Here is a 24366-nt window from a genome sequence, read left to right on the forward strand (position 1 = left end):
AAGAATTTGTTCATCTAGTACAGGATGAATATAAAAAAAGAAGATAAGAATTTTTTTATTTTTCATATTTGGCGAAACAAATGGTACAATGAAAGCTAATGTGAAAAATAAGGAAAAGAAGTGGTCTATTTGAAAAACTTTTTAGAATTAGGAATTAGTGAAACTTTTAATCATACATTACGTGAAAATGGAATTACAGAAGCAACACCAATTCAAGAGAAGGCAATTCCTGTTATTATGTCAGGTAAAGATATTATTGGGCAGGCGAAAACAGGAACGGGTAAAACGTTAGCATTCGTGTTACCGATTTTAGAAAAAATCGATCCAGAGTCTAGTGATGTTCAGGCCTTAATTGTTGCACCAACAAGGGAACTAGCTCTGCAAATTACAACTGAAATTAAAAAAATGCTTGTTCAAAGAGAAGATATTAATGTACTAGCGATTTATGGTGGGCAAGATGTAGCACAACAATTGAGAAAATTAAAAGGTAATACACATATTGTTGTTGCAACACCAGGACGATTATTAGATCATATACGACGTGAAACAATTGATTTAAGTAATCTTTCAACGATTGTACTAGATGAAGCGGATCAAATGCTTTATTTCGGTTTCTTATATGATATTGAAGATATTTTAGATGAGACACCAGGTAGTAAACAAACGATGTTATTCTCAGCAACGATGCCAAAAGATATTAAAAAATTAGCGAAACGTTATATGGATGAGCCGCAAATGATTCAAGTACAAAGTGAAGAAGTAACGGTTGATACAATTGAGCAGCGTGTCATTGAGACGACAGACCGTGCAAAGCCAGATGCACTTCGTTTTGTTATGGATCGTGATCAGCCATTTTTAGCTGTTATTTTCTGTCGTACAAAGGTTAGAGCAAGTAAGCTTTATGATAATTTAAAAGGATTAGGTTATAATTGTGCTGAACTTCATGGTGATATACCTCAAGCGAAACGTGAAAGAGTTATGAAGAGTTTCCGCGAAGCTAAAATTCAGTACTTAATCGCAACGGATGTAGCAGCTCGTGGACTTGATGTAGATGGTGTAACGCACGTATTTAACTTTGACATCCCTGAAGATGTAGAAAGTTATATTCACCGTATTGGCCGAACAGGACGTGCAGGTGGATCAGGTCTTGCAATTACGTTCGTTGCAGCGAAAGATGAAAAACATTTAGAAGAAATTGAAAAAACGCTTGGTGCACCAATACAAAGAGAAATAATCGAACAACCGAAGATAAAACGTGTAGATGAAAACGGAAAACCGGTACCAAAGCCAGCTCCGAAGAAATCAGGTCAAAATCGTCAAAGAGATAGCCGCGAAGGTTCAAGAAGTGAATCAAGACGTGATTCAAGAAATAGCTCAAGAAGTGATTCAAGAAATAGTTCTAGAAATGAAAATAACCGATCATTTAATAAGCCAAGTAATAAAAAAGGTAGTACAAAGCAAGGTCAGCAAAGACGTGGCCGTTAAATAGTTATAATTGTAAAAGAGTCGCAAAATATTGTGGCTCTTTTTTGTTTGTATACAACAAGGATGATGGCAAGAAAAAAACAAAATTTCATTCACCGCATTTGAAATTTATAAAGGAAATTTTATAGTCCAAAACCATTAGAGCAAGGGTATTACTATCATTCAGCAGAACACTTTGATTAAAAGAAAAGGTATTGAAGCGAGCGAGTATTTTCATTACACATTCCGCAATTATCGAAATAGAACAAGAGAAGTTTATGAAGGATTAAACTCGTATTGGTGTACGATCGTTGGAAACTGGAAAACTAATTTGTTAGTTTTGATCAATGAGGAACTCGAGAAGTACCACTGCCATCCTTATGGGGAAATTGCTTATGACGATGAAGGTAATGTAGTGATAATATGCGAAATAAGAAAAAAGGACTAGCAGTCGTACCTGCCGTCCTTTAATAGGAGAAAAAGTAATCTTGTTTAGAACTACGCATAAACAGAAAATCTGCTTGTAATTAGTTTTACCCTAAATATACGTGTCTATACAAAAAAGGGATAAGTAAAAAATACTTATCCCCGGAAGGGAAATCCCAAGTACCAAAATGGCTCGTATTGGTCTGCAGGTTCAAAAGTAGTATATGTAAAACGAAAAATCTCATACAAAAAGCAGACAACGATTTTGGTTGTCTGCCAGTGAGTTCAATGAGTTAGCTAATTGTGATAATTTGCATCCCCATTGCGAGAAGAGTGAAGCTGCTAGTTCAAACAGCTTGTTGGTATTATTTTCGATTTCTTAAAAAATATACATCAAAAGAAAGAGGTATTAGCCATGGACACGGCGGCTTGAAAATAGTATGTATTTTTATTTGAAAAATATTCAAGGGGTGAAGAAACATGGAATGTTTAATAAAGGTGTTTGTTTTATTAATCAGTTAATTAATAAAACAAAATAGTTATTTGGGAGAAAGGGAAAATGAATATGAGATGAATTGAAGCTGTTGAAAAATTACTTGAAGTGATGAAAGAATGCTTTTGGAACGGAACATCTTTAAAGGGTGAAGCTAATGATTTTAATATTGTATCTTGGCTGATTGAAGAAGCGACGCGTAAAACAAAATAAAGATTTCATTTTGTAGCAATGGAGAATAGATATGTGTACTTATTGGGGGAAAGTAGATAAAGAGTTCTTTAAGAGGCAAGAACCGGAACAAAATAAAAGAGCGGCTAGCAAAAGCTAACTGCTCAATACAAGGAGATACAGAGAAGACTACTTTAAATGAATGTTGGCATACAGCCCACATTCAGTATTGACCGAATATTTATTTTAAATTCAATTTATTTAAAGTAAACATCCCAACAGATAAAATGGTTGCGCCTGCTACAGAACCTAGCCAGTCTCTCCAGCCTAATGTATTTAAAGATGCATCTGTTAAATCCGTAATTAAGAAGATAGCAAACATTAATACACCAAATGCTAAGCATCCCCAAAATGTTTGCAAATATTTAATCATCTTCTTTCGGAACTTGCTCATATAAATCACCCTTATTAATAATTTATATTTTTATAAATAAATTATCACATATACAAAAATTAAAAGTGCGAAATATGCAATATTACATATTGGAACTCAACAAAATACTCCATTGATAAGTACATAGATCGAACGGAGGCGTCGTTCTTTTCCTAAAATGAAAGGTGACGATAAGAAACATGAGATACGTTTTAAACAAATTGAGCGGACGTTAAAAAATAAAAATTTATAAAGGAAATAGAAAGTATGGTGTTGTATATGTACGATAACAGGAAACTTTTTGCAAACTAAACATATAATTTTAATAGACCGACAGTCGGTCTGATGGGAAGGAGAACTTGAATGCGAATTGTAAAGGAGTATGAGGAGCGTAGAAAGGAAATTTTAGAAACAGCTGAGCGTTTGTTTCTTACGAAAGGTTATACGAAAACAACCGTGAATGATATTTTAAAAGAAATTGGTATAGCAAAGGGGACGTTTTATCATTATTTTAAGTCGAAGGAGGAAGTAATGGATGAAATCATTATGAGGATTATTAAAGAGGATGTCACTAAGGCGAAAAGGATTGTCTCCAATCCCGATATCCCCGTTTTAGATAAGTTATTTAAAATTTTAATGGAACAATCACCAAAATCAGGAGATGTCAAAGAAAAAATGATTGAACAATTCCATCAACCAAATAATGCAGAAATGCATCAGAAAAGTTTAGTGCAATCCATTATACATTTATCTCCTGTATTAACGGAAGTTTTAGAGCAAGGAATAGAAGAAGGCATATTTTCTACTCCATACCCACAAGAAACAATTGAATTATTACTCTCTTCAGCACAAGTCATATTTGATGATGGTTTATTCCAGTGGAAACCGGAAGAAATGATGAGAAGAGCTAAGGCTTATATTAAAATGATGGAAGTATCTGTTGGAGCGAAAGAAGGGTCCTTTGATTATATGATCGAGGTTTTAATGAAACAGAAATAGCTTTTTTCTGTTTGGGTGTTATAGACCGGCAGTCGGTCTAGACTAAATGAAGGATGTGATGAAGATGCCAGCAAGTATTCAATCTTCCTTGAAAGATTTTCACTTAATGGTAAGTGGTCAAATTATTACTATTTTAGGTTCAACACTATTACGTTTTGCACTGTCTTTATATGTGCTAGATATAACAGGACGTGCCGATATATTTGCAGGGTTATATGCCATAACGAGTATCCCGTTTTTGTTAGCTCCTCTTGGCGGAGCGATAGCAGATCGTTTCAACCGCCGTAATGTAATGGTCATTTTGGATTTTATAAACGCTGCTATTGTATTAAGTTTTATAGTTTTGTTATTAACTGAATCGGTATCTATTTTATTGATTGGAGCAATTATGTTTTTACTAGCAGTCATTAGTGCAATGTACTCACCAGTTGTTATGGCAAGTATTCCGCAATTAGTTCCAGAGAAAAAGTTAGAACAAGCAAACGGTATCATAAATGGTGTGCAAGCATTATCTAATATAGTTGCACCTGTACTAGGAGGAATATTATATGGCATAATTGGTTTGAAAATGCTCGTAATAACAAGTTGTCTTGCTTTCTTTTTATCTGCAATTTTAGAAATGTTTATTACAATACCTTTTATAAAAAGAGCGCAAGAAAGCCATATCATACCGACAATTGTAAAAGATATGAAAAAAGGTTTTCTTTATGTTTTAAAGCAACCTTTTATTTTGAAGGCTATGTTACTTGCAGCTTTACTAAACTTAATTTTGACACCGTTATTTGTTGTTGGAGGACCTATTATGTTACGAGTAACTATGCAGAGTAGCGATACGATGTATGGAATTGGAATGGGATTAATTGATTTTGCAACCATATTAGGGGCATTGTCAATCGGTTTCTTTGCTAAAAAGTTACAGATGAAAACATTATATAATTGGATGCTTATCATAGCTTTATTAGTAATGCCAGTGGCACTATCAGTTACACCGTTTATTCTTAATTTAGGATACTATCCACCATTTATCCTCTTTATACTTTCTTCTCTTCTAATCGCAATGATTATGACAATTGTATCCATTTATGTGATTACTGTAGTCCAAAAGAAAACACCAAATGAAAATCTAGGAAAAGTGATGGCATTTATAACAGCGGTATCTCAATGTATGGCACCAATTGGGCAAGTCGTATATGGTTTTATGTTTGAAGGATTCAGTACGAAAATTTATTTACCTATATTTGCTATTAGTTTCATAATGATAATAATAGCGGTGGTGACGAAGAAAATATTAAGAAATGAAGGGAACTAGCTTCATATGCTTAGAGTATTAGCGAAACCCAATCCTAATCAATTCTTCATCATTTATTTCAATTACGAATCTATATTCTTTGTCTAATAGCCAGTAATAAAAACTGACTGCATCAACGTCAACTAGTGATTGGAATACTTTATCAAGATTTGTACTTACTACAGGGATTTCATAGTTATCCCGTATTATAAAAATCTGTTCGTCAAAATCTAGTTGGTTTGCTCTAATAAGGGAAATTAGTTGTTCTTTGTTCGAAGCTATGAATTGATTATCTATCTGTTCCCAATCTATTCTTCCCGAGACAATTATAGGAAATGAATTCATTAAAATAGTAGCAATCTGCTGGCTTTTTTCTTGGGAGAAAATGAGAGTTTCGTTTCCTAGGGATTCAAGGCATTCACTAAACAAAGGGTTTGTGTCATTGTTGTTTTTGGTTTTCAGTGCTCTTAACTTTTGTCGCAATTTCCATTGTCTTGACGATCTATCATCCATTTTTAACATTCCTTATACAATTACTTAAGAATGAGTATAGCATATAAGGGAAGTCTTTATGAAAAGGAACTTTTTAAATATAAATTAAACAAAAGCGTTATTTGAAAAAAGCCTTTTAAGGAAAGATAAGAGGCCATCAAAAAATATAACAACATGAAAATTTTATATTATGTATATACAATTTAAAGAGTTAGTGGAAATAATAAAATGTATAAAATTCTTATAAAAAAGCCCTAGGATTAGGGGATCTAGGGCTTCCTCTGTTGGTATATCTCACACGACATTATAAAAAGAAAAGAACTTAATGAAGATAACACATGAATGTTTCGTAAATGTATCAAAAAAGTGAACAAAAACGTTATTTTATTAGAAAAATATGATTGTATGAAATATCATGTATGAAAGAAGAGGCGTTAGCAAAAATATACCTTAACGAAATCGACTTTATTTTTCAGCAAAGTATTCTTCTTAAGTGACTCATGTTGTAAAGGTAGCAGCGAAAACAGAAAGAGTTCTTTTTTTGCAGACTGAGAAATTGTTAGTGAAATACGGATGGGGAAATATGAACATGATTATTTGAAAGTACGGGAAGAGAAATTGCTAAAATGGCAAGATGTACTTGGATTTTAAAGAAAAAACTCCTATTGAATGTAGGAGTTTTTTCTTTGTTTGAAAGTTCAAAAAGATATATAATAATTTTCTGACTATTAATTTGTGGAGGGGTATTAATGAAAAATGAAACGTTACACACACAAGAAGACATTTTAAAAATGCTTGATTCATTATTAAGACCTGCAGAACCATTTTGGAATGAATTTTATGAGAATAGAGAAAAGGATGTTCCGTTTTTTGGAAATGTCCCAGATGAGAACCTAGTTTCGTATATACAAAAAGAGAGAGTTTCAAAAGGGAAAGTATTAGAACTTGGGTGTGGTCCAGGTAGAAATGCCATTTATTTAGCGACTCAAGGATTTGATGTAACAGCAGTGGATTTATCTGTAGAAGGCATTAATTGGGCTAAAGAAAGGGCATTGGCAAAAGAGGTAGCAATTCATTTTATTTGTGATTCAATTTTTAATTTAGAGGTTCAAAACGAATTTGATTTTGTATACGATTCGGGCTGTTTGCATCACATTCCACCGCATAGAAGAATAAATTATGTGGATTTAATTAAAAACTCATTAAAATCGGGTGGTTATTTCGGATTAACATGTTTTGCGGCAGGTGATTTAGATGAGCGAAATGGATCGGAAATAACAGATTGGGACGTATATAGAGGGTGGAGTCTACAAGGTGGTCTTGCATACTCGGAAGAAAAGTTAAGAGAGATATTTAAAGAATTTGAGGTAATTGAGATTAGAAGAATGAAACAAATGAAACAACCGAAAGAAATGTTTGGAGAATCATTTCTTTGGACAGCATTATTTAAGAAGAAATAATAAAGTAGATAATTGACAAACTCATCGTTTTTATAGACAATATATTAAAAGGAACGTACGTTTGGTTTTGTTGGCGTATGTTTTACATAAATACATAACAAGGGGCTGTCTCCATATGAGTAACGCAAATCAAAAAATTACTACGTTTTTAATGTTTGAGGGCAAAGCTGAGGAAGCAATGAATTTTTATACGTCACTATTTGATCAATCAGAAATTGTAAGTATTTCTCGCTACGATGAAAATGGACCTGGTAAAGAGGGAACTGTAATTCATGCAACTTTTACGCTAAATGGCCAAGAGTTTATGTGTATTGATAGTTATGTAAATCATAATTTTACATTCACTCCAGCTATGTCTCTTTATGTAACTTGTGAGACAGAAGAAGAAATTGAAACGGTCTTTCATAAACTAGCGCAGGATGGAGCGATTCTTATGCCTTTAGGTTCTTATCCGTTTAGTAAAAAGTTTGGCTGGTTAAATGATAAGTATGGTGTATCTTGGCAGTTAACTCTTGCTGAATAAAAAAGAAAAAGCGTAGCTTATTTGTTTGTAAAAGATGTTCATCTTGTATGGAATGAAGTTTCTAGGGTTTTAAAGAATAAAGGTGTTCTTATTGCTGGATTTACAAATCCGTTACTATGGATTTTTGATGATAACCAAGAGCAAAAAGGTATTCTGGATGTTAAACATTCAATTCCTTCATCAACATTGGATTATTTACCAGAGGATGAAGTTCAAGATTACATCGATTCAAATCAAACAATAGAATATGCGCATACTTTAGAAGACCAAATCCAAGGCTAAATTGATGCTGGTTTTGCTATAACAGGTTTTTATGAGGATGATTTTGGTGGAACAAGGATATTGGATAAGCATATTAAAACATTTATTGCGACAAAAGCTATAAAATTAAAGATGGATTAAGAATTTTTGCTTGTCGCACGGGGCGTTAGTCGAAGAAGGCTCTTAAAATAGAAAAGGATGGTACTTTCCATCCTTTTCCTTATGTATTTTGAGTGTCGAAACGATTCTCAAAACAAGTTTTACACTACTAGTTGTATAATTAGGTTATGCTTTTATATTAAGAATTTTGCTGACCGAATCTTTTCCCGAGTTTAGCTAACAATTCAGGTTGATCGCTTTGGCTCATTATAACTTCAATAAAGATAAGTTGATTCTTATTAAAAATTATATTTGTTAAGACTTCTGCTAATTCTGCTTCATTTTCTACTTTAAATGTTAGACTTTTTTCTTCTGATCCAAATATCATTGATAGTTTATTGTAATCCCACATCTGTATGTCATTATAAGGTTGGTTTTGTCCGTGAATGGCACGTTCAACAGTGTATCCGTTGTTATTGATTAAAAATATAATCGGTTTTAAATTTTGACGTAGTATAGTTGATAACTCTTGGGCAGTTACTTGGAAAGAACCATCACCAATAATTAAAATGTTGCGCCGTGATAAATTGGCGAGCTGTGTACCAAGTAGAGCGGGCAGTGTATATCCGATAGATCCCCATAACGGTTGTCCTACATATGCAGTGTCATTAGGTAGAGGGATAGCAGCACTACCAAAGAAAGGTGTTCCTTGCTCTACAATTAAGACGTCGTTTTCTTGTAAGAAATGGTACATTTGCTGCCAAAAACGTTTTTGTGTGACCATTTGTGCTTTTGGATTGAACTCTTCAGTAAAAGGTGATGATTCTAAAATAAATGGCTTAACGTCAAGGGTATCTTTATTACGATGCTCAATTGAATCACTTAAATGTTGTAAAACATCCTGCATTACAACTGGACCGTATTTTTTATCTATAATTTTCACAGTGTAGGGATGGATTTCTATAACTTGTTCTTTTGTAAAACCTTGTGTGAAGCCGCCTGTAATAGTATCAGTTAACTTCACACCAATACTAATAATACAATCAGATTCATCAATTCTTTTTCGCAAGTACGGAGAACTTACATCACCAGTATAAACCCCTATAAATTGAGGGTGTTTTTCTGGGAATATTCCTTTTCCCATACTGAACGTCGCGATGGGAAACCCAGTTTTTTCTACGAATTGATGTAAATTTTCTTTAGCGTGAAATCGATCTACTTCAAAATCAGCTAAAATAACAGGTTTTTTGGCACTATTTATTTTTGAAATGGCATGTAGAAGCATTTTATTTAATGCTTCTTTATTACTTAAAATAGGTTTATTTATAATAGGTTCTGTCGGTTTATTAATTGGTTTATTATATACATCAATCGGCAAATTAATATGAACAGGGCGTTTTTCATTCCAACATGCACGTAAAACACGGTCAATTTCCTCAGCAGCATGCTCAGGTGTTACATTTGTTTGTGCTATAGTGATTTCTCGATACATATTGGAAAAGTGATCGAACTTTCCATCTCCTAACGTATGATGGACGATTGCTCCATTTTCCATTACTTTTGTTGGTGGCGTACCTGTAATTTTTATAACTGGCACGTTTTCCGCATATGAGCCAGCAATACCGTTAATAGCGCTTAATTCTCCAACACCGAAAGTAGTAATAAGAGCGGCGATTCCTTTTATGCGAGCGTACCCATCTGCTGCATATGCAGCATTTAATTCATTACAATTGCCAATCCACTTTAAATTTTTATGTGCTACCACATCATCTAAAAAGGCAAGATTATAATCACCAGGAACCCCAAATATATGTTCAATTCCTAATTCGTGTAGTCTATCCAATAAATATGTACTTACAGTATATTGTTTTTTCAAATGAATCATCTCCTAATTATGCAATGAATGTTTCAATAGACTGAACAAGTTCTAATGCGTTGATTAAAATATTCATTACTAGATTGTGGTATAATTTACATACAGGGGGAAAGTAGATGACACAACATAAAGAAGAACAGATGAATGAGGCATTAGCATTATTTTATTTTGCATATAAAACATTTACTGAAAAGCCAGATGAAATTATAAAAGAATATGGCATTCAACGAGTACATCATCGAATTTTATTTTTTATCGCACGTTTTCCAGGGATAAGTGTAAATGAGTTATTATCACTATTAGAAATAAGTAAGCAAGCGCTCCACGGACCGCTACGTCAACTTGTGGAAAAGGGCTTAATTGAGAGTAATGAAGCTATGCATGATCGACGTGTGAAACAGTTGTCTTTAACAGAAAAAGGTACAGATTTAGAGAAAAAACTGAGTGATGTACAAAGACAACAAATGGGTGCTATTTTTTCAAAATTTGGTGAATCATGTGAGGACAATTGGCACCAAGTTATGAATGAAATGGCAAATAGCCGATCAGGTTTTGATGCTTGGATATCGAAACGTGAAATACCAGTCGATCAAAAATAATGAAAAAACTTCTGTTTTTATCGTTTGAAAAAGAACAAATTTTATCCATACATTTGGCAACTATCGATTGGTCATAGAGTGAATGGATAAAAAGATACATTACTAGATACTTTATACGTGTACGCAATGGAACAATAAAATTCACATTTCCGAAAGGGGAATTATAATGATAAAACTTGTACTTATTCGTCACGGACAAAGCTTATGGAATCTTGAAAATCGCTTTACTGGATGGACAGATGTTGATCTATCAGAGAATGGATTAAGTGAAGCGAGAGAAGCAGGAGCAATATTAAAGAAAAACGGATATACTTTTGATGTGGCTTATACATCTGTATTAAAACGCGCAATTCGGACGTTATGGATTGTACTTCATGAGATGGATCTTACTTGGGTCCCAATACATAAATCTTGGAAGCTAAATGAAAGACATTATGGTGCATTGCAAGGGTTGAATAAAGATGAAACCGCTCAAAAATATGGTGAGGAGCAAGTTCATATTTGGAGAAGAAGTGTTGATGTAAGACCACCGGCTCTTACTGAAGACGATCCTCGATATGAAGCGACCGATCCAAGATATAAAACACTCAAAAAAGGTGAATTTCCATTAACTGAATGTTTAGAGGATACGGAGAAGAGAGTACTTGCTTATTGGCATTCAGAAATTGCGCCGACATTAAAAAGTGGTAACAAAGTAATTATTTCATCACACGGTAACACAATTCGCTCGCTAGTAAAATATTTAGACAACCTTTCAAGTGATGGTGTAGTTTCATTAAATATTCCAACTAGCATTCCGCTTGTTTATGAATTAGACGAAAACTTATGTCCGATTCGTCATTATTATTTAAGTATGGATGGAGAAGTACCTGAAGGGGAAATTCCGAAACATATTTCTTTTTAATACGAAAATTTGAAATGAATGCTTGTCTACATATACAATATAGACTCATGGTAAAGTGAAATTTTAATCAGTGGTGTCTTACTGCCCACAAATAGCAGGATAAAAGACGTGGTACCTTCTAATATATATGCGATGTAGCTAATTTTAGAAGCTTGTCCACGTCTTTTGTCATAAAGAGAGCAGCTTGCGCATGTAATGATATCGTGAGTAGTTTTTGAATGGAGGGTGATGTGATTAATGATCTCTAACATTCGAATTGGCTTATTTGTTTTAGCGATTGTCTTTGTAGTCCTTGTTTTCTTTTATTGGAAAAATGAAGAGTTGTACGAGGAGAAGAAGCAACGTATTAGAAAGACTTGGTATGGTTTGTTTATCATATCTGTCACCGTGTATTTCATGATAAAAGGAATCGATTTAACCCTCTGGAAAAATCTTTTAATGTTTACTGCAATGGTTATTTTTGTTGATATTTCGTTCATTTTAACGCCTAATATTTCAGAAATATGGGGTGCAAAATTTAGCGATATTGGCAAGACAGTTCAATCCATAAAACGATCATTAATTGCATCTAAAGCAAGAGGAGAAATATACACGACAATTATTCAAAATGTTAATCCAGCAGTATTCGGTACGATGGAATGGCATACGGAAGAGGAATATACAAAGAGCTTAAATGCATTTTTAGATTCATATGGGGAAAAGATTGGCGCGAAAATTGTTGTTTTTGAAGCTGCGAAGGAATTAAATACAAACTTTCGTGGTATTCGCTCACAATTTAGTATTATCGTCCCGTTAGAACATATCGAGCAATTGAATGAGCAGAAAGCGGTGCAAGTAGAAAATGTCGGGATTATACCAGCAAAAATAGTAAGTGACGTTTTCATTGTTATTGATGGAAAGAAAAATAACCTGCAAGATCGGGATTTTGAAAATGTATATAATTTAACAATACATCATAGTTATTTTAGTAAATAAGGACAGAATCTTTTTCTGTCCTTTTCTTCTATACATAAATTAAAAACAAAATCCGACAAAGTTGAATAAAATTGGACAATCATTCCTACACTAGCATGTAGAGGTGATTGTAGTGGTAAAAGATTATGACAATGATTTTTTTAAAGAAGATAACGAAGATACAACAGATTTCTCTTTAATAAAAGGGGATACGTTGCAGCAAGTAGAAGAATTAGAAGAAGAATTAAAAAGAAAATCATAAGTGTACACTCTTTCTACATTTGCTATATAATATAAATAAAAGGTTGTATCTTTTTGAAAAGGGGGAGAAGAGATGGCTGAAGTCAATGTACAAAAGTCTTCGTTTTTTAAAGAAAAAAAAGAAGAATCCAATACAGATTTCTCTCTTGTGAAAGGTGCATTAACGGAGAATATAAATCGGTTAGAGAAACTGATGAATAATAGTAGTTCAAAATATATACAGGTGAAAAGAACAAAAGAAAATGCATAGAGCATTTTCTTTTGTTTTTTTATTTAATAGTAAACTTATCTTTTACTTTTTTAGGTAAATCTGTTTTCTGAATCTCTTCATAGGACTTTACTTCAATTGATGATATTTCATTGTTGCTATTATCATCTTGATCTACATAAAGGCGTAAAAACGCGTCTTCATTTAATTTATGATTGTTTTCTTTTTTTGTACTTCTAAATGTAATTTGTTTTTTGACGCCATCTTCATCAAATGCGGACAGCGTATAGTTTCGTAAGTTTCTATGATCTACTTTTTCGATAGTTCCTTCGCCTTTTATCTGCATGTAATATACATCTTTACCAATTCTATTTAGTGACGCTCTCTCACAGCCAATAGTAAAACTAAAAAATAATAAACATAGTGTAATAATTGCTAAAAACTTTTTCATTTTCTTTATCTCCTTTAATGTGTTTCTTTAAAAAGTATACGACTATTATTAAATGAGAAAAATCGATGTAGATTACAACGCCCTTACAATGTTGTAAGAGTGTTGTACATAAAATGAACAATAAAAGTTAAAAGAAAGATAAAATAATGAATCATGGTATAATGATATGAGACTTACATATTATTTTTTCATTTTGAGAGGAGCTTGAAAAATGTATTCTACTTTAGAACAATTAACAAAGCACCCTGTATTTTTTCATTTTGCAGAAATTTCAAAGATTCCTAGAGGATCAGGTAATGAAAAGGAAATTAGTGATTATTTAGTGGGCTTTGCAAAAGAGCGTAACTTAGAAGTCATTCAAGATGAAGCATTAAATGTCATTATTAAAAAAGAAGCAACAGCTGGTTATGAAAATGTACCAGCTATTATTATTCAAGGTCATATGGATATGGTTTGCGAAAAAAATCAAGCAACAGTACATGATTTTGAAAAAGATCCAATTGAATTACGAATCATTGGGGACATGTTATATGCAAATCAAACAACTTTAGGTGCTGATAATGGTATTGCAGTTGCGTATGCATTAGCTTTATTAGATTCAAAAGAAATTCCGCATCCAGCACTTGAAGTCGTTATCACTACTGAAGAAGAAACGACAATGGGCGGAGCTTTTGCTATTGATCCAAATCATTTTGAAGGAAAGATATTTATAAATATTGATTCTGAAGAAGATCATAAATTACTTGTAAGTAGTGCAGGTGGTGCGAAAGCTGTTGAAACAATTCAAGTAATTTGGGATGAAACGCCAGCGAATATGGATGCATACCGTATATATGTTGGTGGTCTAAAAGGCGGCCATTCTGGTATGGAAATTGATAAACAACGCGGTAATGCGAACAAAGTATTAGGACGAGTATTACGTGATTTATCAGTACATACGGAGTTTTACATAAGTGAAGTTCACGGCGGATTAAAAACGAATGCAATTCCGCGTGAAAGTGTAGCTACAATTTTAATTCGTACAGAAGATGTAGGACAAGTAGAAGAAAAACTAGAATCATGGACACGTGTATTACAAGAAGAAATGCGTGCTGTTGATCCAGATGTTCATGTTACACTGACAAAATTGGATGAAAAAGTTGAAAAAGTATTTGCTAAAGAGACACAAAAGCAGCTTATTTCATCATTATTCTTAATTCCAAATGGCATTCAAAGTATGAGCATGGATATTAAAGGTCTTGTAGAAAGTTCAACAAATTTAGGCGTTATTGAAACGTTGCAAGATGAAATTAAATTACGTAACGAAGTGCGAAGTTCTGTAAGTAGTTTAAAACAACATGTTGCAGAAGAAATCAAATATATTGCTGAATTAGTTGGTGCTACATTTGAAATAGAGTCAGAGTATCCAGAATGGCCATACAATCCAAACTCACAAATTCGTAATTTATTTGAAAAAGTACATCAAGAAAAATACAATAAAGAAATTGAAATCTTCGCTGTACATGCGGGGATTGAGTGTAGCGCATTCGTTCAAAAGATGCCTGAGTTAGATGCAATTTCATTCGGACCAGACATTTTCAACGTCCACACTCCAGATGAACATATCAGTATCTCTTCTGTAGTGAATAACTGGGGATTCTTCATTGATGTAATGAAGGGTACGAAAGAATTAGCTAAGTAATAACGACGAAATAAAAAGGAGTCTATAAAAATTTATAGGCTCCTTTTTTGTATTGGAATTTATCCCACTATTTGCCGGGCAGCTCGATTGGTTCAACTAATAATCAGTGGGGGATGAATAAAACCACTACTGATTAAAGTTTCACTTTATGAGAAGTCATTTTTCGTTAGTATGTAATATTAAGCTTGAACAATTAATAAGGATGAATTGTTGATGTTTTTTAGTACTGATAAAGGGGTGGAGAAATGAAGGGAAGAAATCATTTTATTGTTTGTATGTTTTTATTGTTTTTCACATTTAGTTTTATTGGTGTTCAGAAAATAATAGCAGAAGAAGTTGAATTTTCAGGAACAACAGCTCCATTGAATGTAAATGTTAGAGAGGCAAAAAGTTTAAATGCAAATATTGTAGATGTGATTCCCGGAAATACAAAAGTATCTTTTAAAGGATGGGAGTATGGTGAAGCGGTTAAAGATTACTGGACAGGAAATTTAGATAATCGTTGGTTTTATTATTTTAAAGATGGAAAAAAAGTATATGTAACGTCAGCGTATATTAATGGAAATCCCCCAAGTACACCAACAGACCGTAAATTATCTGTACCTAACATATTACAAGAAAGATCAAATTGGTGTTGGGCAGGCACTTCGGTTTCGGTTTTAAATTATTTTGGGAAAACTCCTTCACAAGATCAGTACGTTAGGTATGTTAAGGGTGGATCATATAATAATCCTGCAACTTCACGTGAAATACAATATGGATTATCGGGATATGGTGTTAGCTCAGCTATAAGTTCTGGAGCAAAATCTTATGATTGGTTCAAAAGTCAAATTAATAGTAATCAGCCGATGATTGCACTCATTATGTGGCAAAATGGAGCTAACATCGGACACTTTCTAGTACTTGATGGATTTTATAAAGGGACAAATGGAACAGATTATATAACATACATGGACCCTTGGTATGGTGATCATTATAATCATAATTTCAGTACGTTCCATAACAATAATAATTTTTGGTGGAGTGAAACTGTTTATAATATCCATGCAAACTAATAATATTAAAAGCGGGGGTTCATAAATGGGAAAACTACTTAAGCTTGTGATACTGTGCATGTGCTTAATGACCGTTATTATTTTCGCTAGTAAAATTAGTTATGCATCAAAAAATAAAAGTGAATCAGTACAATCGATCGCATTAAAAGATTATCAATATAGTAAGGGAAGTTCTTCTGAAAATTTAAGTTTTGAAAAAATAACAACATCTCCATTTTCGTTACCAATCTATGAAACAATTCCAGCACAGCAAATTTTAAATAGCTCTGAATTTAAGAATTTACTATTACCAACAAATGAAAAGCTGTGGTTTATTATGAAGGGTGAGCAGCCAGAAGGACTAATTGTTGCGAATGATACTGAACCGATTCGAACGGGCGGAGAAAATAGAAGTAAAGATTTATATGGATTATATAAAGCAATAAAAAATAATACAAATGAAACAAAAGATATTAGTTATTTCGAATTTGAAGGGCAAGGAATATTGGTAGTAAATCAAAATAATGATCAAGAAATATACCTTAGTAAAGGTGCCGCTGCCATATTAAAACTTCCTGCTGGTCAAAAAGTATTGAGCAGTGAAGTAATACAGAAAATGAAAGAGAGAATTGTAACTGGTTTTGAATAGTGATAATATCTGATTTTTTTGTTTATACAAGGTTGAATAGGGAACAGGATCAATGGTAGCATTAGGGCATCTTTACTGTTTGAAACCTAATAGTGTATATAAAAAGGTTAGAGAAGTTAATTCTCTAACCTTTTTATATTAATGTCTGAAATTTAAAAAGTGATGGAGTAAACCAAATAATAAAAGTTTGTCTGCTCTTCTATTTTTATTTGCAATTTAAACTCGTTATATTCAGCTATCTATTGTACAACCTTTTTACATAGCTGAATTTTTTTATTTGAAAATAAGGGTGCATCTATAAAACCATAATGATAAACTAAAATACCTAATTCCACTCTAGAATTAATATGCCATTTTTCTTTAATATGATTAATTATCGTTGAAATTCTTCGAGGGGTAACATATATTTTTTTTGAAATTTCTGCATCTGTGTATCCTTTTGCTACATAAATAGCCACTTCTAACTCTCTTTCGGTCAACATTCTTTTCATAAAATACGCTCCTTCGAAATTATTTATATAAAAATCAAAAGAAACTATTAAAAGAAATAAAGGTGAAAAATCATATTTATTTTAATCCGGCTATTTGCGGGTAGTAAGACTCCGACCTCAAAATTTAGATGTGGCAAAGAAGTCGGACTCCCTGTAAAAGCCTGCCTGGGGTGGACTAATAATCAGTGGGGGTGAATAAAACGCACATTGATTATTAGTGAACCATATTTTAATAATTTCTCGTATTGTGATACAAGTTTGTAAAAGAAACTATAAATCCATATAATTAGTAATTGTAACTATATCAATTTTACATTACATTAAAAGTTGGAAAATATTCTTATACTCATAAAGTGTTACATTTGAGGGAGGAAAGATGGAATTCTACAATCTTGGTATTATTATTAAAGAACTTAGAAAGAAAAAAAACATGTCACAATCTGAATTATGTCATGGAATATGTTCACAAAGTCAAATTAGTAAGATAGAAAAAGGTATTATTTATCCATCTAGCATATTGTTGTATCAATTATCTGAAAGACTTGGTATTGATCCAAATTATATATTCGCACTAACCAAAAATAAAAAAATAAAATATATTGAAAATGTAAAATGTGTAATGAGAGATTGTGTAAAACAAAAACAATATAATGAGCTTTATGAAATAGTGAAAAAAGAGAAAAATGATAATAATTTCCAATCAAAAGAGGATAAACAATTTTTATTATGGCATGAAGCGATTGCTATATATTATGTAAATGGAGCAACAAGTAATGCTTTTGACATTTTAAATAGAGCACTAAAACAAACCTTAAGTAGTACTAACTTTTTATCAGAAAAAGAAATAAGCATAATGAATTCAATTGCTATAATACATGCAGAAAATGAAGAGTATGAGAAAAGTATAAATATATTAAAACAAAGTTTAATTAATTTTAATAAGATAGAATTTCCTAGAGAAAAAGAAATCAAATTAAGACTCATTCATACGTTAACAAAATGTTTACACCTTGCAAATCAATATGAAGAAGCAATAAAGTATAGTGAAATAGGTATAAAATTAGCCATAAATATGAATACTTTATACTTATTAGGTGAATTGTTTTTTGAAAAAGGTGCAATTTTATTGAAAGTTCAGCACTCTAATGAAGTTGGTTTAACAGACATAAAAAAAGCATTATTTATATTTGAACTAACTGAAAGAAAACAATATATAAAAATGATCAAGGAAAAATATATTAAAAATCAAGAATAAACAAGAAAGAATTTTAACATAAACTATTCCTAATTGTTATTTATTTCTAAAAAAAGTACTGTAATACGAACTATTCCTAATTGTTGTTTATTGCTAAAATGAATACCGTAATATTAGATAAATATAAAGGGTGGCATTTTATGAAATCAAGAGGAATTACTCGTAAAGCAGATAGTATGGGGCGTATTGTTATTCCAATGGAAATAAGACGGAGTTTAGGAATTGTAGAAAAAGATTCTCTTGAAATGTTTATAGAAGAGGATCAGATTATTTTACGAAAATATCAATCTCCAAGAGCTTGTGCACTTACAGGAGTTATTTCAGACAGCAATGTTTCGTTAGCGAATGGGAAGATTATCGTAAGTCCAAACGGGATGGAACTGTTAATAAAGAAGTTACAGCAATATCTTTTAAAGTAAAAGATAAGTAAGAACTTTAAAATAGAATATACTTGGAAAAAGTCCTCTATTCATTTAGGGGGCTTTTTTATTGTTATCAATAAAATTGAGAGGCCGTAGTTGGTTCAATGGAATACGGATTACCTTATAAATAGTCTGACTATTTTTTATAAAAAAACTATTTATTTACATTTTTTTGTTTCGTGTTATATTTTTAATGTTAACATAGTTGTATTGAAAATTCTGATTTTAAAATTAGGAAAACTTTAGAAAATGAAATACTCTTACTTGAATTGAAAATCATATAAACATAGTTTGAAAGTAAAGTATGAAAATGAATCAGATTTTCAAATTAAATTTGCCAAATCAATGGAGGTTCGTGGGGGAAATGTAACTAAGAAGAAATCTCTTATACTCCATGTTTTTTATTTGTAAATCGGTAATTCTAATAGCTCTGACGAAAAGTAAAGGAGTAAAAAAGAAGTGGATAGTTTGTTTAATAGAAGATAGGGTGTAAAAAATAAAACAACGGAGGTTTTATAATGAATAAAGGAATACTGCAGATTACAGAAATTGAAGAAATTACTATTCCGAATCTATTGAAGGATAAAATGAAGAATCTGATAGAAAATGAATTAAAAACTCATAATCCTTATACTTGTGATCAAGAAATAGCAGCATATTTTTCAAAAGAGTGGCTTAATTGTTTGATTGACTATTCAAAGAAAACTCCGAATTCAGACATGAAAAATCTACTACATATGATAAAAATAGCGAATTGTGGTGGGAGCGTACCGCCTATCCTTATTAAAAATACTCCATGTGATCCTATAGAAACACTATTACCTGGGGAAAATCGCAGAGGTTTTAATTATGGTGAAGACGAACACGATAGAATGAAAAAATATTTTTATGCAGAATGGGTCACCTGGCTTTTTGCCACACTTTTTAATTATGATGCTTTAATTCACCCATCCGAACATGCAGGGAAAAATAGATTTCATCTCATTTCACCTTTAAACAACGATGAAGTTTTGCGAAATGTCGGTGCAAGCACCGGTGGCGGGAACTTTTATCAACATAACGATGCCACAGTGTATACAGATATGAAAGACCAATCAGATATTGAAGCAAGATTGAAAACATTCAATACGAATTTAGAAATTGTATCAAATAGACTTAATAAATCCGTGGAACGAATAGTGTCTGAAATTACTTGTGGAAAATTTACTAGAGTTGATGCTCTTTTATTAAAAGGAGTGTTAAATTTAAAAACTCAAACTCATATTGGAACGCCAAAATTACTTCAAAAGCATCTTGAAGAAAATTTCTTCAGTAAAGATGACATATTGGCGATAAGTAAAATGCCTATTGCTCATATCGCAGGAATGGCTGATGGTGAAATATCGGGATTTGTAGGGGAAATAAACCAAATTATATTTTTAGATGATAATGGTGATATTATTGCAACTTGTTTAAATGGAGCAGAGAATAGATTGATTTATGTAGGAGAAAGTGAAGAAGAAAAATTGAAATTTGACATGTTTTTAGAACTCTTACGAACAACGCCTACTTATAAGGTTCCACTTACATCTGAAGATTTATTAATTATCCCAAATTCATACTATGGTAAACAAACAAATGTAACTCATGGTAGAGAAAGGTTATCTGAGGAAGAATATAAAATCCCGATTGGAAATAATAAATACGGAAGAAGAATTGTTTGCAGGCAATACGTTTCCAGCCGATTACGTGATCAGAAAGAAAGTTACTTTAAAGATTTAATTAACTAGTTTAAAGAGAGGAGGGAAGATGGGGAGGTTTGGGGTATAATAGCTCAAGCCTTCCCATATTCTTTGTATGGATTTTACTATTGAATTACTCATACTACTATTTTTAGTAGCTGTATTAGCAGGATGGATAGATACGATTGCTGGAGGCGGTGGTATGATAACTATCCCGATAATGTTATTAGTAGGTATGTCTCCTTCTGTAGCGATAGCAACTAATAAACTGCAAGGGAGTAGCGGAACTCTCATGGCAACAGTGTTTTTTATTAAGAAGAAAGAAATTAATCTTAAAGAAATGCGTTTGTCCATCTTAATGACCTTTTTTGGATCAGTTTTCGGTGGATGGCTTGTTTTACAGATACGAGCAGAATATCTAATTATGATATTACCTTTTTTACTTGTTTTTATTGGCATTTATTTTCTATTATCTCCAAATATAGCAAACGAAGATCGACCGAGAAAAATAAGTATGTTGTTGTTTGCGTTAACAGTGGCTCCGTTACTGGGATTTTATGATGGTTTCTTCGGCCCAGGAACAGGTAGTTTAATTGCTTTAGCGTTCATTCTTTTATGTGGATATAGTGCTACACGGGCGACTGCAAATGCTAAGATTTTGAACTTTACAAGTAATTTCGCTGCTTTGTTGTATTTTATTATTTTTGGCCAAATCGATTGGACAATTGGATTGATTATGATGCTTGGTCAAATAATAGGATCATATATTGGGGCGAAGATGGTGCTTACAAAAGGGACGGCATTAATACGACCAATAGTGGTTATTGTTTGCTTTGTCATGACAATTAAGATTTTTTTACAAAATATGAACTAAATGTAATCAATATATTATTTGTATCAAAGTTAGAGTGTTTTCATGTTCCTATTGCAGTATTACGCTGTTTAAGATGTGTTCAAAATTACACAATTTGACTAGTGTAATGTATTGCGTTATGCTTTTTTATAGTATAAAAGAAAGGCTTGAAGATAATGATTCGTCGTTTGAGAAAGCTAAAAAATGTAGCAGTCGTAGTAAGCTTCTAAGTAAATAGCAATATATATAATACTTAGAAGCGAGGAATAAAGTTATGAAGCATCCATTATTTAATCATTGGTCAGAAACAAAGTATATAAAAGATATAGTAACAAATCCACTCATTGAAGTAGGAGAGTACTCCTATTATTCAGGCTATTATAGTCATCAAAATTTTGAAGATGGCTGTGTAAGGTATTTGTGGGGAGATGCTAAGTCCCAAGCACTGTTCAATCCAATTGAACAGATGGGATGGCACCTTGACAAACTCATTATTGGGAATTATGTTTGCATAGCAAGCGGGGTAGTCATTTTAATGGGTGGTAATCATAATCATCACTCAGAATGGATTACAGTATATCCATTCGCTGAGCAAATTAAACAATCATATGAACCTAAGGGAGATACAGTCATTAAAAGTGATGCTTGGATTGGAATGAATGCTATAATAATGCCTGGCGTTACTATTGGTGAAGGTGCAATTGTTGCTGCAGGATCAGTCGTAAGTAAAGATGTTCCGCCGTATACAATAGTTGGTGGAAATCCTGCTAAGGAAATAAAGAAACGATTCACTGATACAGAAATAAACATGTTAATGGAAATGCGTTGGTTTGATTGGGATAGGAAATTGATTGAGAAGGCAATTCCGCTGTTATCTAGTCCATCCATCGAACCATTATTTGCTTTTTATAAAAATGAAGTGAAAAATAAATAAATCAGTTAGAAAAACTACATCCAGTATAGGGTGTAGTTTTTTATTTTTTGTAAATGTGGAACAAATGTATTATTTAGATTGTCTATTAACTGTAATCCTAAAAAAATATGAAAGTGTGAATCATTTTGAAAAATATAAGGGGATTAAAAATAAGGATATGTGTGGGAATACAAAGTATTAGCGCACCTAAAAATGTCGGATGAGATGGTCTATATGAAAGCGATTCTAACGTTTTATATGTATATACAATTTGAGAACACTTTCTATTTTTTTGCGGGATTATGTTAGAATAACGCTTTTTTTAAGTACAAAGAAATTGGAGGTAACAGAAGTGAAAGGTATGTTTTGCAATAGAGTTATTGCAATAGTAACAGTGCTTACAATATTTTGTAGCATGGTCGTTACAATTGGAAAAGCAGCAGCGGAAACAGATCCTGCTATAGACGTTGAAGCAGGGTCAGCAATTTTAATAGAAGCAAATTCTGGAAAAATTTTATATGAAAAAAATGCAGATGAATCATTGGCAATTGCTAGTATGACAAAAATGATGAGCGAATACTTAGTTCATGAAGCGGTGGATAAAGGAAAACTTAAATGGGATCAAAAAGTTAAAATCTCTGAATATGCACATAAGATTTCGCAAGATCGTTCACTATCAAATGTTCCATTAGAAAATGGTGGCTCTTATACGGTAAAAGAGTTATATGAGGCAATGGCAATTTACTCTGCAAATGGTGCAACAATTGCTTTAGTTGAACAGATTGCTGGTAAAGAGGTCAATTTTGTAAAAATGATGAACGATAAGTCAAAAGAGTTTGGTATGAAAGATTATAAGTTTGTAAACTCTACTGGCTTAACAAATCAAGATTTAAAAGGATATCATCTAGAAGGGACAACTCTAGAAGAGAAAAATAAAATGTCTGCAAGGGATTGTGCAATTTTAGCACAACGTCTTATTCAAGATTTCCCCCAAATATTAAATACAGCAAAAATTCCTAAAAAAACATTCCAAGAGGGTGGTAAATATCCAATTGATATGGCGAACTTTAACTGGATGTTAAAAGGCTTAATTAAGCAATATGAAGGTGTAGATGGTTTGAAAACAGGAACGACTCCAGAAGCGGGAGATTGTTTCACTGGTACAGTAGAAAGAAATGGTATGCGACTAATTTCTGTAGTGATAAAAGCAAAATCTCATACGGCACGTTTTGATGAAACAAAGAAATTATACGATTATGGATTTGCGAATTTTGAAGTGAAGAATGTCTACGGAAAAGATTCAGTAATAAAAGGACATGAAACAGTTCGAGTGGCAAATGCAAAAGACAAAGATGTAGTAGTTCAAACGAAGCAAGCTGTTTCACTTCCAATGCCGAAGGGCAATAAAGACATTTATAAAAAAGAATTTAAAGTATCGAATAGGGAACAAGAAGCGCCTATTAAAAAAGGTATAACAATTAGTAAAATGATTATCTCGTCTAAAGATAATACAGATCCTGGGTTCTTATCAGGTAATTCATTACAAATAGACCTTGTAACAAAATCTGATGTGGAACAAGCAAATTGGCTTACACGTTTTATACGTAAAACAGGATCTTTTTTTAGTGGTATGTGGGATCGTACGATTGATACAGTAAAAAGCTAATTTTATAGGATACAACTAAATATTAGTTTGAAACAAAAGGTTTACAAGCACTATAGATTCTTATGTGGATAGCTTGGAATGTCAGGGTGTAATTTTTTCTTCTTACTTTGTGCATTGCAATGACACTACTTTTTTCTATAGTTTCGTATCATTTAATCGAAAAGAAATGTATCAACTGGGCAAAACAAAGAACAACAAATTTTTTGAAAAAAGTATAATTCCTAGAGGGATTTTATTTCTTTAGTAAATATACGAATATGACCGATTCCTTAGTATACTTGGGAATCGGTCAATTTTGGATTCTAAATGTAAATATAGT

General features: G+C 32.4%; 24 protein-coding genes and 3 pseudogenes. 22 read left to right on the top strand and 5 right to left on the bottom strand.

The window, feature by feature from the left end:
* Window positions 1-120: 120 nt before the first annotated feature.
* Complete coding sequence (locus tag DN407_RS11540; protein ID WP_002196494.1) at window positions 121-1485, top strand: DEAD/DEAH box helicase; 1365 nt, start codon at window positions 121-123, stop codon at window positions 1483-1485.
* A gap of 1310 nt (window positions 1486-2795) precedes the next feature.
* On the opposite strand, the gene DN407_RS11545 is transcribed toward DN407_RS11540, so the two are convergent.
* Window positions 2796-3008 carry a hypothetical protein gene (locus DN407_RS11545; RefSeq protein ID WP_000033159.1) on the bottom strand — a complete coding sequence of 71 codons (213 nt, stop codon included), beginning with the start codon at window positions 3006-3008 and terminating at the stop codon, window positions 2796-2798.
* A 342-nt stretch (window positions 3009-3350) separates the two neighbouring features.
* Between DN407_RS11545 and DN407_RS11550 the strand changes: the two genes are divergently transcribed.
* Both DN407_RS11550 and DN407_RS11555 read left to right on the top strand, forming a co-directional pair.
* Window positions 3351-3986 carry a TetR/AcrR family transcriptional regulator gene (locus DN407_RS11550; RefSeq protein WP_001223580.1) on the top strand — a complete coding sequence of 212 codons (636 nt, stop codon included), beginning with the start codon at window positions 3351-3353 and terminating at the stop codon, window positions 3984-3986.
* 64 nt (window positions 3987-4050) lie between these two features.
* Window positions 4051-5295: an MFS transporter gene (locus DN407_RS11555; protein WP_001111715.1), complete on the top strand. Its 1245-nt coding sequence runs from the start codon at window positions 4051-4053 to the stop codon at window positions 5293-5295.
* A gap of 18 nt (window positions 5296-5313) precedes the next feature.
* Here DN407_RS11555 and DN407_RS11560 read toward each other — a convergent pair whose 3' ends face one another.
* The gene (locus tag DN407_RS11560) at window positions 5314-5787 is read right to left on the bottom strand and encodes a CDI toxin immunity protein (RefSeq protein ID WP_000342727.1); all 474 of its coding nucleotides are present in this window, start codon (window positions 5785-5787) and stop codon (window positions 5314-5316) included.
* Window positions 5788-6259: 472 nt separating this feature from the next.
* Here DN407_RS11560 and DN407_RS11565 point away from each other — a divergent pair.
* The 4 genes and pseudogenes from DN407_RS11565 to DN407_RS11580 all read left to right on the top strand — a co-directional run.
* Window positions 6260-6417 (top strand): annotated as a pseudogene (locus DN407_RS11565) (ABC transporter ATP-binding protein); the annotation flags it as partial.
* A gap of 98 nt (window positions 6418-6515) precedes the next feature.
* Window positions 6516-7226 carry a class I SAM-dependent methyltransferase gene (locus DN407_RS11570; protein ID WP_000787498.1) on the top strand — a complete coding sequence of 237 codons (711 nt, stop codon included), beginning with the start codon at window positions 6516-6518 and terminating at the stop codon, window positions 7224-7226.
* Between the two features lie 115 nt (window positions 7227-7341).
* Window positions 7342-7749, top strand: a complete 408-nt coding sequence (locus tag DN407_RS11575) for a VOC family protein (protein ID WP_000063589.1) — start codon at window positions 7342-7344, stop codon at window positions 7747-7749.
* Between the two features lie 12 nt (window positions 7750-7761).
* A pseudogene (locus tag DN407_RS11580) lies at window positions 7762-8151 on the top strand (SAM-dependent methyltransferase); the annotation flags it as partial.
* A gap of 157 nt (window positions 8152-8308) precedes the next feature.
* Here the strand turns inward: DN407_RS11580 and DN407_RS11585 are convergent.
* Window positions 8309-9994 (bottom strand): alpha-keto acid decarboxylase family protein, encoded by a 1686-nt coding sequence (locus DN407_RS11585; protein WP_050552233.1) that lies wholly within the window; start codon window positions 9992-9994, stop codon window positions 8309-8311.
* Between the two features lie 107 nt (window positions 9995-10101).
* Between DN407_RS11585 and DN407_RS11590 the strand changes: the two genes are divergently transcribed.
* The 5 genes from DN407_RS11590 to spoIISB all read left to right on the top strand — a co-directional run bounded on the left by DN407_RS11590 (window position 10102) and on the right by spoIISB (window position 12953).
* Complete coding sequence (locus DN407_RS11590) at window positions 10102-10584, top strand: MarR family winged helix-turn-helix transcriptional regulator (RefSeq protein ID WP_000191888.1); 483 nt, start codon at window positions 10102-10104, stop codon at window positions 10582-10584.
* 166 nt (window positions 10585-10750) lie between these two features.
* Entirely contained in the window at window positions 10751-11488 is a 738-nt protein-coding gene (gene gpmA / locus DN407_RS11595; protein ID WP_078187382.1) for a 2,3-diphosphoglycerate-dependent phosphoglycerate mutase, read from the top strand.
* 237 nt (window positions 11489-11725) lie between these two features.
* Entirely contained in the window at window positions 11726-12463 is a 738-nt protein-coding gene (locus tag DN407_RS11600; RefSeq protein WP_000624983.1) for a type II toxin-antitoxin system SpoIISA family toxin, read from the top strand.
* Window positions 12464-12575: 112 nt separating this feature from the next.
* Window positions 12576-12704, top strand: a complete 129-nt coding sequence (locus DN407_RS11605) for a hypothetical protein (protein ID WP_000237818.1) — start codon at window positions 12576-12578, stop codon at window positions 12702-12704.
* A gap of 72 nt (window positions 12705-12776) precedes the next feature.
* Window positions 12777-12953 (top strand): stage II sporulation protein SB, encoded by a 177-nt coding sequence (gene spoIISB, locus DN407_RS11610; protein WP_000852629.1) that lies wholly within the window; start codon window positions 12777-12779, stop codon window positions 12951-12953.
* Between the two features lie 19 nt (window positions 12954-12972).
* Here spoIISB and DN407_RS11615 read toward each other — a convergent pair whose 3' ends face one another.
* The gene (locus DN407_RS11615; protein WP_000713865.1) at window positions 12973-13362 is read right to left on the bottom strand and encodes a YxeA family protein; all 390 of its coding nucleotides are present in this window, start codon (window positions 13360-13362) and stop codon (window positions 12973-12975) included.
* Between the two features lie 211 nt (window positions 13363-13573).
* Between DN407_RS11615 and pepD the strand changes: the two genes are divergently transcribed.
* The 3 genes from pepD to DN407_RS11630 all read left to right on the top strand — a co-directional run bounded on the left by pepD (window position 13574) and on the right by DN407_RS11630 (window position 16726).
* The gene (pepD, locus tag DN407_RS11620) at window positions 13574-15043 is read left to right on the top strand and encodes a beta-Ala-His dipeptidase (RefSeq protein ID WP_000287515.1); all 1470 of its coding nucleotides are present in this window, start codon (window positions 13574-13576) and stop codon (window positions 15041-15043) included.
* Between the two features lie 245 nt (window positions 15044-15288).
* Window positions 15289-16098, top strand: a complete 810-nt coding sequence (locus DN407_RS11625) for a C39 family peptidase (RefSeq protein ID WP_000678509.1) — start codon at window positions 15289-15291, stop codon at window positions 16096-16098.
* A gap of 25 nt (window positions 16099-16123) precedes the next feature.
* Complete coding sequence (locus tag DN407_RS11630; RefSeq protein ID WP_000517260.1) at window positions 16124-16726, top strand: hypothetical protein; 603 nt, start codon at window positions 16124-16126, stop codon at window positions 16724-16726.
* 239 nt (window positions 16727-16965) lie between these two features.
* On the opposite strand, the gene DN407_RS11635 is transcribed toward DN407_RS11630, so the two are convergent.
* On the bottom strand, window positions 16966-17217 hold the full coding sequence (locus DN407_RS11635; protein ID WP_000827560.1) for a response regulator transcription factor: 252 nt from the start codon (window positions 17215-17217) through the stop codon (window positions 16966-16968).
* A 376-nt stretch (window positions 17218-17593) separates the two neighbouring features.
* Here DN407_RS11635 and DN407_RS11640 point away from each other — a divergent pair, with 376 nt between their 5' ends.
* The 7 genes and pseudogenes from DN407_RS11640 to DN407_RS11670 form a co-directional block, all read left to right on the top strand.
* Window positions 17594-18472 (top strand): helix-turn-helix domain-containing protein, encoded by an 879-nt coding sequence (locus DN407_RS11640; protein WP_000397984.1) that lies wholly within the window; start codon window positions 17594-17596, stop codon window positions 18470-18472.
* A gap of 140 nt (window positions 18473-18612) precedes the next feature.
* Window positions 18613-18891 carry an AbrB/MazE/SpoVT family DNA-binding domain-containing protein gene (locus DN407_RS11645; protein ID WP_097797147.1) on the top strand — a complete coding sequence of 93 codons (279 nt, stop codon included), beginning with the start codon at window positions 18613-18615 and terminating at the stop codon, window positions 18889-18891.
* A gap of 521 nt (window positions 18892-19412) precedes the next feature.
* Window positions 19413-20663 (top strand): hypothetical protein, encoded by a 1251-nt coding sequence (locus tag DN407_RS11650; RefSeq protein ID WP_097797146.1) that lies wholly within the window; start codon window positions 19413-19415, stop codon window positions 20661-20663.
* A 67-nt stretch (window positions 20664-20730) separates the two neighbouring features.
* Window positions 20731-21489 (top strand): TSUP family transporter, encoded by a 759-nt coding sequence (locus tag DN407_RS11655; RefSeq protein ID WP_149216264.1) that lies wholly within the window; start codon window positions 20731-20733, stop codon window positions 21487-21489.
* Between the two features lie 253 nt (window positions 21490-21742).
* Window positions 21743-22402: a CatB-related O-acetyltransferase gene (locus tag DN407_RS11660; protein WP_000682538.1), complete on the top strand. Its 660-nt coding sequence runs from the start codon at window positions 21743-21745 to the stop codon at window positions 22400-22402.
* A gap of 331 nt (window positions 22403-22733) precedes the next feature.
* Complete coding sequence (locus DN407_RS11665) at window positions 22734-24047, top strand: D-alanyl-D-alanine carboxypeptidase family protein (protein ID WP_278000519.1); 1314 nt, start codon at window positions 22734-22736, stop codon at window positions 24045-24047.
* Window positions 24048-24139: 92 nt separating this feature from the next.
* Window positions 24140-24265, top strand: a pseudogene (locus tag DN407_RS11670) (acyltransferase family protein); the annotation flags it as partial.
* Window positions 24266-24366: the final 101 nt, after the last annotated feature.

Source organism: Bacillus sp. JAS24-2 (assembly GCF_008274905.1).
GTDB lineage: Bacteria > Bacillota > Bacilli > Bacillales > Bacillaceae_G > Bacillus_A > Bacillus_A cereus.